The organism is Brevibacillus thermoruber 423 (assembly GCF_000454065.1).
Taxonomy (GTDB): domain Bacteria; phylum Bacillota; class Bacilli; order Brevibacillales; family Brevibacillaceae; genus Brevibacillus; species Brevibacillus thermoruber.
Genome location: NZ_KE695650.1, coordinates 40294 through 57302 on the forward strand (window position 1 = coordinate 40294; position 17009 = coordinate 57302).

3 protein-coding genes are annotated in these 17009 nt (G+C 50.2%); all 3 read left to right on the forward strand.

The features are described from left to right. Positions 1-15 precede the first annotated feature (15 nt). Positions 16-13623 carry an amino acid adenylation domain-containing protein gene (locus M516_RS23100; RefSeq protein ID WP_051188157.1) on the forward strand — a complete coding sequence of 4536 codons (13608 nt, stop codon included), beginning with the start codon at positions 16-18 and terminating at the stop codon, positions 13621-13623. A 119-nt stretch (positions 13624-13742) separates the two neighbouring features. Continuing rightward, complete coding sequence (locus tag M516_RS0108610; RefSeq protein WP_035289351.1) at positions 13743-16238, forward strand: penicillin acylase family protein; 2496 nt, start codon at positions 13743-13745, stop codon at positions 16236-16238. Positions 16239-16300: 62 nt separating this feature from the next. After that, positions 16301-16945 (forward strand): ankyrin repeat domain-containing protein, encoded by a 645-nt coding sequence (locus M516_RS0108615; RefSeq protein WP_029098754.1) that lies wholly within the window; start codon positions 16301-16303, stop codon positions 16943-16945. The last annotated feature ends 64 nt before the right edge of the window (positions 16946-17009 follow it).

The window sequence follows — 17009 nt, forward strand, 5'->3', positions numbered from 1 at the left end:
AGGTTCTATCCGAATATGAATGAGCGTTCTAGTCGGATTTCAACGCTTTCTGATGAACAAAGAAAGCTTCTTGCTTTGCGGTTGCATGGCAAGAGAACCGGACAGTCAATATCGACAGCCATTATTCCACGAAGAGCGGGACAAAACGTATATCTCCCGCTATCGTATGCTCAACAGAGATTGTGGTTTTTGAACGAACTAGAGCCGGAGTCTAGCTGGTATAACACTTTTGCCGCGTTGCGGCTGACGGGCCCAATTCAGAGCGAGGCGATGGAAAAAAGCTTCAACGCGATCGTCGAGCGCCATGAAATACTGCGCTCGAGCTATAGGATCGTCGACGGACAGCCGGTGCAGAAAATAGAACCACGTGTCTATGTGCATTTACCAGTCATAGACTTGCAGATGTTGCCGGTAGAGAAGCGTTTGCAGGAAGCCATCCGCTTATCGGAAGAGGATGTGAAGAAACCGTTTGATCTCTCGAAGGGGCCACTGATTCGAGTTTCATTGATCAGGCTTAATCCCGAGGATCATCTTCTACTTTTGAACATGCATCACATTGTTTCAGACGGTTGGTCTGTCGGAGTGTTGGTTCGAGAGATGACCGCCTTGTACGAATCATTCTGCACGGGGCGGCCGTCACCTCTACCGGAGCTGCCAATTCAGTATCCTGATTTCGCCATATGGCAACGAGAACAGTTTCAAGGAACTGAATTGGAAAAACAGATTGCATACTGGAAGGAGCGCCTTAGCGGGGAACTTCCTGTGCTAGAGATCCCAACGGATAGACCCCGCCCTAAGATGCAGACGTTCAATGGAGCCCGTTACTGGATGCCATTGGATGAACGGTTGATGGAGAACCTCAAGCGGCTGAGCCGGAAGGAGAACGTGACTTTGTTCATGACGTTTCTGGCAGCTTACAAGCTGCTTCTTAGCCGCTACACAGGGCTTGAGGACATACTCGTTGGCTCTCCCGTTGCTAACCGGCCACGCGTCGAGACCGAGGGGCTAATCGGAGTCTTCGTAAACACACTTGTTCTCCGTACCGACTTGACAGGCAATCCAACATTCCGCGAGTTTCTTCAGCGTGTGCGTCTTACTGCGCTAGGTGCCTATGAGCATCAGGATCTTCCGTTTGAGAAATTGGTCGAAGTACTACAGCCTAATCGCAATTTGAGCCACTCTCCTTTTTTCCAGACCATGTTTATCCTGAACGAACCACATGCGCAGACCAAGTCAAACAATCTGACTGATTTGACAGTGGAAAAATTGGGATTGCGAATTACTCCCATCGAGATCGACAACAAGACCGCTAAGTTTGATTTGACAATAAACGTGGACCAGCGACCGGATGGCTGGCTTTGCATGGTTGAATACAACACCGACCTGTTTGACCAGCAGACGATCCAACGACTTGTCCACCAGTACCGTTATCTCCTTGAACAAATCGTCCATGAACCCGACAAGAAGCTGTCCGAGTACAGCCTCTTGACGAAAGAAGAAGCGGTGCAATTAGAAGCGTGGAGGAACACGGAAACGGACGACGACCTTTCTGTGTGCTTACCCGAGTTGTTCGCGGCACATGTAGAAAAAGCTCCACACGAATTAAAGGTAGTCGGACGAGATGGTTCTCTTACCATGCGCGAGCTGGACAAGCGGGCGAATCAGGTGGCTCATTATCTCAAGCAACACGGAGTTGGCCCTGGTGTGTTAGTGGGGCTCTGCATAAATCGCTCACTCGACATGGTAGTTGGGCTTCTCGGTATTTTAAAAGCGGGCGGTGCTTTTGTACCAATCGATCCAAGTTATCCGATTGACCGAATCGCCTACATGGTGGAACAGTCGGGCATGCCCATCGTCTTGACCGAACAACTGCTAATTCAAGGCCTTTCTGCATTACAGGTGAAATTGATTTGTGTAGATGCAGAGGCAGAGACGATCGCTTCTTTTAGCAGCGATGCCCCAACATTTCAAGCAACCAAGGACGATCCTGTCTATGTTATTTACACTTCCGGCTCGACTGGTAAGCCCAAAGGAGTGCAGATCAAGCATGAATCCCTGACGAATGTCCTTTTGTCCATGAAGCGATTACACTCACCGTCGAAGGAGGACAGACTGCTGGCTGTCACTACCATTTCTTTCGACATTTCGATCATTGAGATTTTTCTGCCGCTGATCACTGACATGCTACTCGTGATTGCGACTAAAGAAGAGGCTTCAGACGGTCAAGCGCTCATAGACCTTCTCAACCGACATCAGATCACCATCCTGCAAGCGACCCCGTCCACGTTCCGGATGCTTCTGGAAGCTGGCTGGAGTAACAAGAACTTGCGAAAGGTGGTGATCGGAGGTGAGGCCTTACCTCGTGATCTGGCGACTTCACTGCTCAGACAAGGGGTGGAAGTATGGAACCAATACGGCCCAACAGAAACCACTATCTGGGTGACATGTGATCGAGTAGAAAATTCTGATCGCATTACCATTGGACGTCCCATTCAAAACACAGAAACGTATGTACTGGACGCTCATTTTAACCAGGTGCCGATCGGAGTACCGGGCGAGCTCTATATCGGCGGTAAAGGTCTTGCGTTGGGGTATCTGAACCGAATGGATTTAACACTAGAGAAATTTCTCCCGCATCCTTTCTCCAAAGAAGAAGGGGCGCGTCTCTATCGTACAGGCGACTTGGTTCGTTATCTGTCAGACGGCAAAATCGAATATTTAGGTCGAATAGACCAACAAGTTAAGGTGCGTGGTTTCCGAATCGAGCTTGGCGAAATTGAAGCTGTGCTGGAAACTCATCCTTATGTGAAACAGGCGGTGGCGGTCGTTCACGACGGCCATCCGGGAGATAAGCGGTTGGTGGCATACGTAACCACGAATAATAACGCCCCTGTTATCCATGACTTGTATGTCCATCTGCGAAAGACTCTCCCAGAGTACATGATCCCGTCCACGATTATGATTTTGGATGCGATTCCGTTGACACCCAATGGCAAGGTGGATCGAAAGGTACTACCTGCGCCTGAATTTAACCGCAGAAACCTGGACGTAGAGTTCGTGGCTCCACGCAACGAGCTCGAAGAGCAAGTAGCGATGGTATGGAAAGAAGTCTTGCATCAAGATGAAATTGGCATACAGGATAATTTTTTTGAGCTTGGCGGTCACTCCATCCTGATAACCCAGGTAATTGCTCGTCTAAAAAACCTCTATGAAGTGGAAATCCCTCTGCGCCATTTTTTCGCTAATCCGACGATCGAAGGTATTGCTGAGTTTATTTGCTCCCAAATTGAACGAAAAGGTCACGTGGATGCTTCCGAGGTGAAGATTGGTAGCACGTTGAAAACGGTACTGGCTTCAGTATCACAAAAGCGCCTGAGGTTTCTGGAGCAGTTTACTCCCAACAGCCAACAAAGCATCCTTACGTTCGGGATTCGGCTGTCTGGTAACTTGGAAATAGAGGCGTTCGAGCGAAGCATCCATGAACTCGTACGTCGCCACGAAAGCCTCCGGACTCGATTGGTCGAACAGGACGGCGAACTCCTTCAAGAGATTCTGGATGAAGTGGTACTGCCGTTCACGATGTACGATCTTCGGAATGAACCTACACAAGAAGAAGTTGCAAATATGCTTCTTCAACAACTACAAAGAGAGCTGGAGCCGGCGAAAGGTGTGATGCTGAAAACCATGTTGCTCCGTACGAAAGACCAGGAGCACTTGGCAATGTTTGCGGTACATCGGTTGGCGGCGGATGAAGGTTCTCTTGCGGTTATGCTTGATGAGTTGGCAACGCTCTATTCTCTTGCTTCTAAAGGTATGAACTTCTCGCTGCCTAGTCCAAGCGCTCAGTTTTCCGATTTCGTCCTGGAGCAGGTAGAGCGAATGCCGGAGATTGACCAGCAGTTTGCATATTGGGAAAACCAACTGAGTGGAGTACATTCCGTTCTGAGCTTGCCCACTGACCGCCCACGGCCGCCCATCCAGACTACCAACGGGGGAGAAGTAGTCTTTGAGATACCGTCCGATGTGTACGAAGCTCTCAAAATCCTGAGCGAACGCCAGGGTGTCGAAAGATACACGGTGCTTTTTGCCGCTTACGTGACATTGCTTCATAGGTACACAGGGCAAGAGGACATCCTGATCGGAATGAAAGCAGATTCCCGCGAGGAAAAGTGGAACCATGTAATCGGACCTATCGAGAATACGCTGGTTCTGCGCGCTAATCTGACCACGGGCCTGACAGTCTCCAACCTACTGCACAAGTGTCAAATACTAGTGGATGAAGCGCGCAAGAATAGAGAGGTGCCGTTTGAGACTATCTTAGAACGCCTGCATCTGGAACGAGACACAAGTCGTCACCCACTCTTTCAAGCTACGTTCGAACTACGTTCCGAATCTCCGAAACTCGAAGCTGAAGGCGTGAGGATGGAGCTTGTTGAACCAGTCCGACGATTTACGCATTATGACTTGACCCTCGTGCTGAAGGAACAAAAGGACGGTTGCTCTGGAAAATTTGTCTACAATGCAGACCTGTTCGACGCCTCGATGATTTCACGTATGGCGGGTCATTTCTTGACAATACTGGACTCTATCATTGAGAACCCGCTTCAAAAGATGTCCAAGTTGAAAATGCTTTCAGAAGAAGAGCTTCAAATTATTCTTGCTGAGTGGAAGCAGGAAGCCCAAACGGACGTGCTTCAAGAGGTGTGCGTTCACCATCTAATTGAAAAGCAGGCACAGATGACCCCCCATGCGGTTGCAGTAAAGTATCGAGATAAGGAACTAACATATGAAGAATTGAACGAGAGATCCTCTCGTTTGGCAAACTATCTGCGAAAGTTGGGCGTCGGTGCGAATTCGTTGGTGGGAATTAGCGTGGAACGCTCTCTAGAGATGGTGATAGGCCTGCTCGGGATCCTGAAGGCGGGAGGGGCGTATCTACCGCTTGACCCGGCTTACCCATCGGATCGCCTAGCATTTATGCTCCAAGATTCCAAGGTCGGCGTCCTGCTTACGCAGGAACGCCTTCAGGGGAAGTTGCCTACTTTTAATGGAAAGATAGTCTGTCTCGATGCAGATTGGGGCGACATTGTTCAAGAGCCGGAGCTTCCGTGTAATTCCAAAGTGGGTCCGGACGATCTGATGTACGTGATGTACACCTCCGGCTCAACCGGGACTCCGAAGGGCGTCATGATTTCACACCGGGGGGTAGTCAATCACAACCTGGCAGTCGTACGGCACTTCGATTTGAACGGAAACGATCGGGTACTCCAATTTGCTTCTATCAGCTTCGACATTGCGGTAGAGGAGATTTTTCCAACGTTGATCGTCGGAGGGACTCTAGTTCTTTGGAAGGACCTCCATGTGGCGGGAGGAGAAGAATTCCTCCATTGGATTGATAAAGAAAAAATTACGGTACTTAATTTACCAACGGCTTACTGGCACGGGTGGGTACACGATTTGGCGCTGCTCGGCAGCTCGTTACCGCCCTCTGTGAGGCTGGTTGTCGTGGGGGGAGAAAAGGCATCTGCTGAGACGTATGTTGACTGGTTGAAGCTGGCAGCACACCGAGTCAGATGGGTGAACACCTACGGTCCTACAGAGGCTACGGTAACTGCGACATTGTACGAACCGGACAAAGAGTATAAGGATGGAAACCCAATTCCGATTGGGCGCCCTCTCGACAATGTGCAGATCTACGTACTTGATACACAGATGAATCCGGTTCCTATCGGTGTGCCGGGGGAACTCTACATTGGGGGGCCAGGAGTTGCCAGAGGCTATCTGAACCGACCGGACTTAACTGATGAAAGGTTCGTGGGTAACCCGTTCGCTTCCCAGACAGGCGAGCGGCTGTTCAAAACAGGTGACATCGTTCGCTACCTGCCGGATGGTAACCTGGAGTTTGTCTGCAGAATGGACAATCAGGTCAAGATTCGCGGTTATCGTATCGAGCTGGGTGAGATCGAAGCGGTACTCGAACAGAATTCACAGGTATCCCAAGCGGTAGTCATAGTTCGGGAGGATGCGCCAGGGATCAAGCAGCTTACGGCCTACGTGGTAGCTTCCCCATCGACTACGGATGTAATCGATTTGCGCGACTTTGCCAAAAGTCGTCTACCCGAGTATATGGTTCCCACCTCTTTTGTGCTATTGGATCAACTGCCAATGACCCCGAACGGCAAGATCGATTATAAGAGGTTGCCTGAGGCAAAGAGCATGCCAGTAGATGAGGAGGCGATAGTCGCGCCACGGAATCTAATTGAAGAGATGGTCGCACAGATTTGGAAAGATGTGCTGCGCAAAGAGTGCGTCAGTATGTTTGATAATTTCTTCCATCTTGGAGGCCACTCTTTGTTGGCGGCTCAAGTAATGACGCGCTTACGCAGCCAATTTAAAGTTGAAATTTCGATGGCGCGTTTCTTCAATAACCCAACGGTGGCCGATTTGGCGACTGAAGTGGACAGGGCTTTGAAGGAACAGAAGCAGAACGGAGATCTCCCGATTATTCGAGTTTCTCGCCATGGAAAACTCCCGCTATCTTTCTCGCAGCGGAGGTTGTGGTTTTTGTGTCAGCTGGAACCGGAAAGAATGCATTACAATATCCCGATGGCAGTAAGGCTGCGCGGAAACCTGAACTTAGATGCGTTTCATCGTTCCCTCAACGAAATCGTCCGTCGGCATGAATCGCTTCGTACGGTCTTCAGAGTTGAGGACGGAGAACCTTATCAGGTGGTTCTGGAAAAGCTCGAACTACCTCTGCCCGTCATCGACCTGCGCCATATGGAACCGGAGGAACGGTCGGAGGAAGCGATGCGCCTAATCAACGTTTGGGCGCAGGAGTTGTTCAATCTGGAACAGGGTCCGTTACTAAAGGTCAATATGATCCGTCTGGATGACGAAGAATTTGTGGTGATGTTTAATATTCATCACATCGTCTCGGACGGATGGTCTACCTCCTTGATCATTCGTGAGATGTCAATCCTGTACGAAGCTTACTGCCAAGGTCGGCCCTCCCCGCTTGAGGAGTTGTCCATACAGTACGCAGACTATGCATTCTGGCAGCGCACACGTATACAAGGAGAATATCTCGAATCTCAAATGAACTACTGGAGAAAAGTACTGGGTGGGGATTTACCTGTCCTGCAGCTGCCGACCGACCGCCCCCGTCCTCCCGTTATGAGTCATCGGGGGAAGTTGATCAGTTTCAAAATCTCCAAGGAATTAAATGACAAGCTCAAGGCGTTCAGTCGGGAAAACGGGGTAACGCTTTTTATGACGTTGCTTTCTGCCTACCAATTATTGCTTTACCGATACAGCGGCCAAGAAGACATATGCGTGGGTACACCGATTGCGGTTAGGAACCGTCCGGAGATGGAAGGACTCATCGGGTTCTTTGTCAATACACTAGTCATTCGGACTGATCTCAGCGGCGAACCTACCTTCCTTGACCTTCTAGATCGGGTCCGTGAAGTCGTTTTGGGTGCGTTGGATCATCAGGAAGTTCCTTTTGAGAGCCTCGGGGAAGAGCTTCAGCCAATACGTGACATGAGCCGTACCCTGATCTTCCAAGCGATGTTTGTCCTGCACAACCTGCCGCTGATACAAGGAGCCCGACTGCCGGGATTGTCGATGGAATTGGTGGAATTCGAAACGAACTGGGCTAAATTCGATTTGACCTTGTCCCTAATTGAGCAGCAAGGTGGTCTGGAAGGAAAGCTGGAGTACAACTCAGACGTGTTCGATGCTTCCACCATGGAGCGATTCATCAGCCATTTCGAAACGTTGCTGGGCTCTATCGTCGAGAACCCGAATCAGAATATCGCGAGATTGAATCTGCTTCCAGAGAGAGAACGTAAACTTCTTCTTGAGGAATGGAAGCAGGAAGGACAAGTGAATTTGTCGGCAAATGAGTGCGTTCATCAATTGATTGAAAAGCAGGCACAGATGTCCCCACATGCAGTAGCAGTAAAGTTTCAGGATTCGGAATTGACCTACGGTGAACTTAACGAGCGTGCCGACCGTTTGGCACACCAACTGCGCAGGTTGGGTGTAAAAGCGAATACTTTGGTGGGTATAAGCGTGGAACGCTCTCCGGAGATGGTGGTGGGCATTCTGGGAATTTTGAAGGCAGGAGGTGCTTACCTTCCGCTCGACCCGTCTTACTCGTCGGAACGACTGGCTTTCATGATTCAGGATTCTAAGATAGAAATCCTACTGACCCAGAAGCGCCTGAAAAACAAGCTGCCAACTTATGAAGGTACGGTTGTCTTCCTCGACGACCATTTGGGTGATATAGCAGAAGTTCCAACGACGCCATACTCCGAAGTTGGTCTCGACGATTTGATGTATGTAATGTATACCTCGGGCTCGACGGGCACTCCTAAGGGCGTCATGATTTCGCATCGAGGGGTAATGAATCACAACATGGCGGTCATTCGTCGGTTCACTCTGAATGCAAATGACCGCGTGCTACAGTTTGCCTCGTTCAGCTTTGATATTGCAGTGGAGGAAATTTTTCCGACATTGATTGTCGGGGGCACTCTCGTGTTGTGGAAAGACCAGTTTGTCGCAAGCGGAGAAGACTTCCTTACCTGGGTCCATGAGGAAAGGATTACTGTGTTAAACCTGCCGACTGCCTACTGGCACGGCTGGGTACAAGACTTAGCACATATAGGGGCTACATTGCCACCATCGCTGAGGCTAGTCGTAGTTGGGGGTGAAAAGGCATCAACCGAGGTTTACGCTACCTGGTCCAAATTGGCAGGCAACCAAGTGCGCTGGGTGAACACTTACGGTCCTACCGAGGCTACTGTTACGGCAACTTGGTACGAAAATGATCCGAACATGAAAGGCAGACCGATACCGATCGGGCGTCCCATTGACAACGTGGAGGTCTATGTTCTCGATGCACATATGCAACCAGTAGCGGTCGGCGTACCCGGCGAACTGTACATCGGGGGTCCTGGAGTGGCCAAGGGCTACTTGTATCGTAAGGACTTAACTGAGGAGCGGTTTGTCCCTAATCCGTTTGGTTCACGGCCAGGTGAGCGACTGTACAAGACGGGTGACATTGTCCGCTACCTGTCGGACGGCAATCTGGAATACATCGGGCGGATTGACAGCCAAGTCAAAATTCGGGGGTACCGGATTGAACTTGGAGAGATCGAAGTGGTACTCGAACAACATCCGTACATCACCCAAGCTGTGGTCATGGTAAGGGAGGACGAGCCTGGAGTTAAGCGTCTTACGGCATACATCGTCGCTGATTCTTCGGCGGTCAATACTGCTGACCTACGACTTTTTCTGAAGGCCCGCCTACCGGAGTACATGATTCCTGCCGATTTCGTACTGTTGGAAGAATTGCCGCTGACTCCGAACGGAAAGGTGGACCATAAAGTCTTGCCAAAGCCGGAGGGTTTAACTTTTGATACGGAGACATTCGTCGCCCCAAGGAATCTATTCGAAGAGATGGTCGCACAGATTTGGAGCGATGTGCTGAAAGTAAAACAGGTCGGTGCCTTTGATGACTTCTTCCATCTTGGGGGTCATTCACTCTTGGCTACCCAAGTGATATCGCGAGCCAATGAAACCTTCCGGATATCGATACCGCTTCGTACCATATTTGAGTATCCGAAGCTTTCCGATTGGGCTGCCCAAATTCAGAAACTTCAAAGTATAGAGCAACTACCGCCGATTGAGAAGGCTGACCGAAATCAACCACTGAGGCTCTCGTTCGCCCAACAGCGTCTTTGGGTCTTGGATCAACTGCTGTATAACACCCCGCTGTATACCATGTCGTTTGCCGTTCGTGTTCAAGGCAGCTTAGATGTAGAGGCGTTAGAGAAGTGTCTAAATGAGATCGTAAGACGACAAGAAGTACTGCGAACGATATTCGCCAAGTATGAAGGAGAAGCTATTCAACAGATACAAGAACCGAGGTACATGCCGCTTCCTCTTTTCAACCTGACCACTCAGGACAAGAATACAGCCGAAGAGGAGTTGATGCGGTTAATACAGGAAGAATTGGAGCGTCCCTTCGATCTGACAAAAGGTCCTCTCATCCGATTCTCGCTGGTTGCTCTTGGCGAACAAGAACACGTTCTGCTATTGACCATGCACCACATCGTATCGGACGGCTGGTCGCTCGGCATCCTCATGAAGGAACTGACCGAACTGTACAAGGCATATACATGCGGAACGGAACCGAACTTGCCGGAGCTGCAGATTCAATATGCGGATTACGCTCTTCATCAACGAAACTGGTTACAGGGTGAGGTTCTCGAGCGCCAGCTGGCCTATTGGAAAAAACAGTTGAGCGGAAGTCCCCCTGTGCTACAGCTGCCGACCGACAAACCACGGCCGCCAGTGCAGTCCTATCGTGGGGCGTGTGAGGTCTTTAAGATTCCAAATAAACTGACGACCGAATTAAAAGCGCTCGGTCATCGTCATGGTGCGACCTTGTTCATGACGCTTCTCGCGGCGTTCCAAGCGCTCTTGTGCCGCTACACCGGGCAGGAAGACATCCCTGTCGGAACACCGGTGGCCGGGCGTTCCCGTCAGGAGACGGAGGGACTGATCGGCTTCTTTGTTAACACGTTGGTACTGCGTACCGATCTGAGCGGAAATCCGACCTTCGTGGAACTGATGCGGCGTGTCAGGGAAGTGGCACTCGGTGCTTACATGCACCAAGACGTTCCGTTCGAGTTGTTGGTGGAACAGATGGTGACAGAGCGTAGCATGAGCCACTCGCCACTCTTCCAGGTGATGTTTGCTTTGCAGAACACACCGACGACAAAGTGGGAAATCCCGAACCTGGAACTGAGCCCGGTTGGCTTCAAGACCAAGACGTCGAAGTTTGATCTGACACTTGACATCTCGGAAACAGATGAAGGGCTGCTGTGCTGGTTCGAATACAGTACCGATCTGTTCGAAGCCGAAACGATTCGTCGAATGGCACGTCATTTTCACAACTTCTTGGAGGAGGTAGTCAAGGAACCCGAACAACCGATCCGGGAAGTGAACATCCTCGATCAGGAGGAACGGGACCAACTCTTGCATGAATGGAATCGAACAGAGATGCCTTATGGTGTGGACGAGACGATGATCACACAGTTTGAACGGCAGGCGGCTTGCCAGCCTGACGCTGTGGCGGTGATCTTTGAAGACCAGTCCTTGACCTATAGGGAACTCAACGCTAAGGCTAACCAGTTGGCCCGCTATCTCCAAGCAAAGGGAGTTGGCAGGGAAACCCTGGTTGGCATCAAAGTGGAGCGTAGTCTGGACATGATCGTGGGCTTGCTCGGCATTCTCAAAGCAGGAGGGGCATATCTACCGCTGGATCCAAACTATCCCAGCGAACGAGTGGCGTACATCTTGGAAGATGCACAGGCACCGTTCCTGCTTACACAGGCACATCTTCTTGACCGCTTGCCAAAGAGCCAGAGTGAAGCGATCTGCCTGGACACTGACTGGGACGCAATTGGAAAGCATTCGATCGAGAATCTGCCGACTACCGCTGGTCCCGAGGATCTGGCCTACGTCATCTACACGTCCGGTTCTACTGGCCACCCGAAAGGGGTGGCGATTCGCCACCGCAACGCGGTCGCGTTGATCGCTTGGTCGCTAAGCGAGTTCAGTCGCGAACAACTCAAGGGTGTGTTGGCCTCCACCTCATTGTGCTTTGATTTGTCTGTGTTCGAGATATTCGTCACCCTTTCGGCGGGCGGCAGCGTCATTCTGGCGGAGAACGCCTTGCATCTCCCGTATTTGCCGGCGCGGAACCTGGTCACACTGGTCAACACCGTGCCGTCGGCGATTCAGGAACTGCTGGCCATGAACGGAATTCCAGAGAGCGTACGGACCGTGAATCTGGCAGGGGAACCGCTTCGACGTCATTTGGTTGATCAACTGTACGAACTGGGGCACGTCGACAAGGTGTACAACCTGTATGGTCCGTCAGAGGACACTACCTACTCGACCTATGCGTTAGTGCCGCGCGACAGCGACCGTAGCCCGACGATTGGCCGACCGATTGCTAACACGCAACTCTATGTGCTGGATGGCTATATGCAACCAGTACCGATTGGCGTGACGGGGGAACTGTACATCGGCGGTGACGGTTTGGCACGTAAATATTTGAACCGACCGGAGTTGACAGCCGAGAAATTTGTGCCGAATCCGTTCACGAATGGGCAAGACCGGCTCTATCGGACGGGGGATCTGGTTCGTTATCTTCCGAACGCGGAGCTTGAGTATCTCGGTCGCCTCGACCATCAGGTCAAAATTCGCGGATTTAGAATCGAACTGGGGGAGATTGAGACATGTCTGGTGACGGTCCCCAGTGTAAGGGAAGCGGTGGTTCACGTCCGCGAGGATGTGCCAGGTGACAAGCGCCTCGTCGCATACGTGGTTCCTGCGGCTGAAAATGTCACGCCGGAAAGCCTGACAGAAGCGCTTCACCGGAAGCTTCCCAATTACATGGTTCCTTCTATCTTCGTGCTTCTGGAATCCCTGCCGCTCACACCAAACGGCAAAGTGGATCGCAAGGCACTTCCTGCGCCGGAGCGTTTGGAAGCAGGAGGAGCATACGTAGCACCACGTGACGTGCTCGAACATCAACTCGTTCAAATCTGGGAAGATCTATTCGGCTTATCACCGATCGGTATTCGAGATAACTTTTTCAACCTTGGAGGGCACTCTTTGCAGGCAGTTCGAATGATCTCCCAGATTGAAAAGAAGATGGGTCAATCTCTTCCATTAGCGGTGTTGTTCCAAGCGGAAACGATTGAGCAACTGGCGGTTGCGCTCCGAAACAAAACGAGTCAGAAGCGTCCGGCGCAACTGGTGGAGATCCAAAAAGGCACAAAAGTACCTCTCTTTCTGATGCATCCAATTGGCGGCAACGTGTTCTGTTATGGTGATCTCGCGAGGGAAATGGGGTGTGATCAACCGGTTTATGCCCTTCAAGCAGCTGGCTTACAGGGCGAGACAGAGCCACTAACCACAATCGAAGAAATGGCGAAGCGTTATCTGGATGAAATCCGGATGGTACAGAAACAAGAACCGTATCGTCTCGGAGGTTGGTCCATGGGTGGTTTGATTGCTTACGAGATGGCTTTCCAATTGGTGCAACAAGGCGAGAGTGTCATGCAGCTAATCTTGTTCGACACTAAATTGCCCGACCCGGCTCACAGATCATTGACGGAAGAGGAACTTGAAGCATGGTTCATTCAGGATCTTGCCGCGATAGCTGGCCGTGATCTGCCAGCTTCGCTAAGCAAGATGAGGGAGGAGATAAATCGACTTGATGCTGCACAGCGCAGACAAACATGGCTGGTCCAATTACGAAAAGCTGGACTTCTGCCTCCTGACTTGACCGCAGAAGGAGTCGGGCATCTTTTGAGAGTCTTCAAAGCCAACGCTTATGCCATGGCCACTTATAACCCGAAGCCTCTGGATGGATTACAGCCGATCTTGGTCAGCACAACGGCGGTAGACGACAATTTGCAACACTGGCGCAGACTGGCTACCGGTCTTAAGGTTTACCACGCGATGGCGGATCACTACTCCCTGATGAAAAAACCACTCATCGGTTACATCCTAGAACTTCTCCAGATGAAGTAATCTTCTGCAGGGCTTCTAAATTCGCGCCGGGCATACCAACGAGGTGTGCCCGGGAGCGACTCATTTTTAGCTTGACAACTGACGCTGTATTTTTTGAAGTTCACTGGAGGTATAAAGTGATGTTCACTGGCACTCAGTTACATACACCTCAAGCAGTCAAAAAACGTGGATGGGTGCGTTTCAGGAGGTTTCTTTCAATAGTAACGATTACTATGGTTTCGATGGTAATTCTCGTTTCGGGGGCACTCTACATCTATACCGGTCTGAGCCTGCCGACGACGGAAGGTGAACTGAAGTTAGTAGGTTTAAAGTACCCAGTCAGTGTATACAGGGACGAAAGAGGTATTCCCCACATCGAGGCTCGAACGGAGAGAGACTTATACATGGCTCAGGGTTACGTTACCGCGCAAGATCGTCTGTTCCAGATGGAGATGTTCCGTCGAATTGCTGGAGGGCGATTAGCCGAGATAACGACCATGGGAGACAGCTTGGACTCGGATAAGTTTTTTCGAACACTCCAACTGCGGCGTTCGGCAGAGCAGTCCTTGAAGTTGCTGACACCGGAAACGAAGGAGAGCCTTGAAGCTTATAGCGCAGGTGTGAACGCTTATATTAAAGAAGCAAAAGCAGGTTTTGGCAAACTGCCGATCGAGTTTTCCATGATGGGTTTTGAACCGGAGGAATGGAATCCGACTGATACTCTTCTCATTGGCAAATACCTCGCCTATATGATGGGGGTTAATTACCGAGGCGAGAGCTATCGTCAACACCTAATAAACATCGTCGGAGAGGACATGGCTAAGGAACTATTTCCGACCTATCCTAAAGATGGATATATTACCATAAGAAAAAACTTATCTAAGTCACCAGATAAGGCGGTAATTCAAAATGATGGAAAGACGGCTAGTTTGGGTACATTCGAGTTCGGCCCACTGCTGGAAGATCCGTTCATTTCTGCGTGGGCGGACAGGTACATTGGCTCGAACGGCTGGGTAGTTTCGGGGAAATTAACTCTGTCCGGAAAACCGATTCTTTCCAATGACCCTCACTTGTTTGTTCAGACACCATCTATTTGGTACGAGACTCACCTCATTTTAGTTGGGGATGAGAAGCGTAACGTCATTGGAGTCACTATACCGGGCATACTCGGGATCATTCTCGGACACAACGATAAGATCGCTTGGGGCGTCACAAACGCTCAAGCGGATGCGCAGGATTTATTTGTGGAGAAACGAAATCCCATCAACCCTAGGCAATTCGAATATGAAGGGAAATGGATGGACGCTGAAGTTATCAATGAGACAATTTCTGTAAAGGGCCAAAAAGCGATCGAATTCGAGATCCTTAATACAGTTCACGGACCAATCATGAACGAGTTCATCGGGGAGGGAGAATATCGCACCAAAAAGGACATTTCCTTACAATGGACAGCTCTTCGTCCGAGCACAGATATTGAAGCGTTTCTTGCCATTAACAAATCGACCAACTACGAACAATTCAAGCAGGCGTTAAGCATGCTCCAGGCACCGGTCTTAAACTTCATCTTCGCAGGAGACGACGGTACGATCGCCTACCATACAGCAGGGTTAATTCCTATTCGCAGGCAAGGAGACGGCGTGCTCCCGACCGAAGGATGGACCAGGAAGCACGATTGGGTAGGTTTTATCCCCTTCGATCAACTGCCGGAAGCGGTCAACCCTGAAGAGGGTTACATTGTTACAGCAAACAACAAAATCGTCGATGACAGCTATCCTCACATAATCACTAAGTCATGGGCGGCTCCGTACCGGGCTCAGCGAATTGCTGAGGTGATAGAGAGCAAAAAAGGGAGATTGACAGCCAATGACATGATTCAACTACAGACGGATGTTCTCAATCTTCAGGCCAAGCAACTTCTTCCGATCCTTATCCCTCTAGTAGAAAAAGCAGACCTTAATGATATCGAAGGGAAAGCGCTAGAACTATTGAAATCTTGGGATTATAAAGAAAGCCCTGATCAGGCGGCACCACTTGTTTATCACTTTTGGATGGACCAATGGAACCGCCTTGTATTCGAGTACAAGATGACACCTTTCGTCTACACCCGAATGGCTGACAAGGGTAACGTAATACCGGAGATGATTCTGAAAGCAGCCGACGGTCAGGAGAACTCCTGGATAAAAGCGGCTGGAGGATTAAAGCAGTCCTCCCTCACTTCGTTTCGAAAGGCGGTGGAGAAGGTGATTGAATTACGAGGCAAAGCCCCGACTAACTGGAAGTGGGGGGAATTCCATCGTTTCGGTCCCGGTCACATGACATTTGAGTTTGTTCCCGTACTCAACTGGTTTTTCAATCCAGAAAAGTATTCAGTCGGCGGGAGTGAAACCACAGTCTGGATGAATGCTTATAATGAAGAAAGTGGCAACGTAATCTACTCTGCTCCGTGGCGTCAAGTCGTAGATTTCTCCGATCTCGCAGGTAACTCGAAAGATGTGCTGGCAGCCGGACAATCGGAACATGTACGCAGCAAATGGTATAAGAACCAGTTGAAAGCCCAAGCGACTGGTGCCTTATACCCACAGCATTTCATGCCTCGTGATTACCAAAATAGTGAAAAACTTGTGCTATTGCCTTAAAATGGTTGTATAGAGCAACGTTCATCTCAACGCAGGTTACTATTATTTGGGGGTATGAATACATGGTACAGGAATTTTTAGAGGCAATTGTGAAGGACGACGTCGGGGGTGTAAAAGATATGCTCCAATCGAACCCAACGCTACTCCAACTCCGTATTCAGACCGGCCAATCGCCTGTCCTAACCGCTATCTACAACGGAGCAAGAGCTACGCTTGCATACCTTCTAGAACAGGATATCCCGCTGGACCTGTTTGAAGCTGCTGCCTCCGGTAGACTAGATCGAGTGCAAGAGCTGGTCGACTCTGAACCGAACCTAGTGAACGCCTATGCGAATGATGGTTTTACAGCTCTAGGGCTGGCCGCGTATCTGGGTCACAAAGATATTGTCGGATATCTGTTGGAGAAGGGAGCAGATGTGAACAGGGCTTCAAAGAACGACATGAAGGTTATGCCGCTTCACTCTGCGGTAGCCACTCTCCAAGTCGACGTTGCCGAACTGCTACTCAAGCATGGCGCTGAAGTGAACGCAATTCAGCAAGGTGGGTGGACTCCACTTCATGAAGCCGCACTCCACGGCCATGAAGAAATGATCAAGTTGTTGCTTGAATTTGGTGCAAATAAAACCATCAAAAAAGATAACGGTGAAATCCCTTTGGATGTCGCACTTCAGCGTAACCATCTTCATGTGGTTACTCTATTGAATTGATAATTCCTCGGGCGTCCTTCCGTTTGTATCAACGACATGTTCGTAGATACAGTGCTGTATTGTA

Coding starts and splice junctions, on each gene's coding strand:
- M516_RS0108615 (WP_029098754.1), top strand. CDS start 16,301: ATGGTACAGGAATTTTTAGAGGCAATTGTGAAGGACGACGTCGGGGGT.
- M516_RS23100 (WP_051188157.1), top strand. CDS start 16: ATGAATGAGCGTTCTAGTCGGATTTCAACGCTTTCTGATGAACAAAGA.
- M516_RS0108610 (WP_035289351.1), top strand. CDS start 13,743: ATGTTCACTGGCACTCAGTTACATACACCTCAAGCAGTCAAAAAACGT.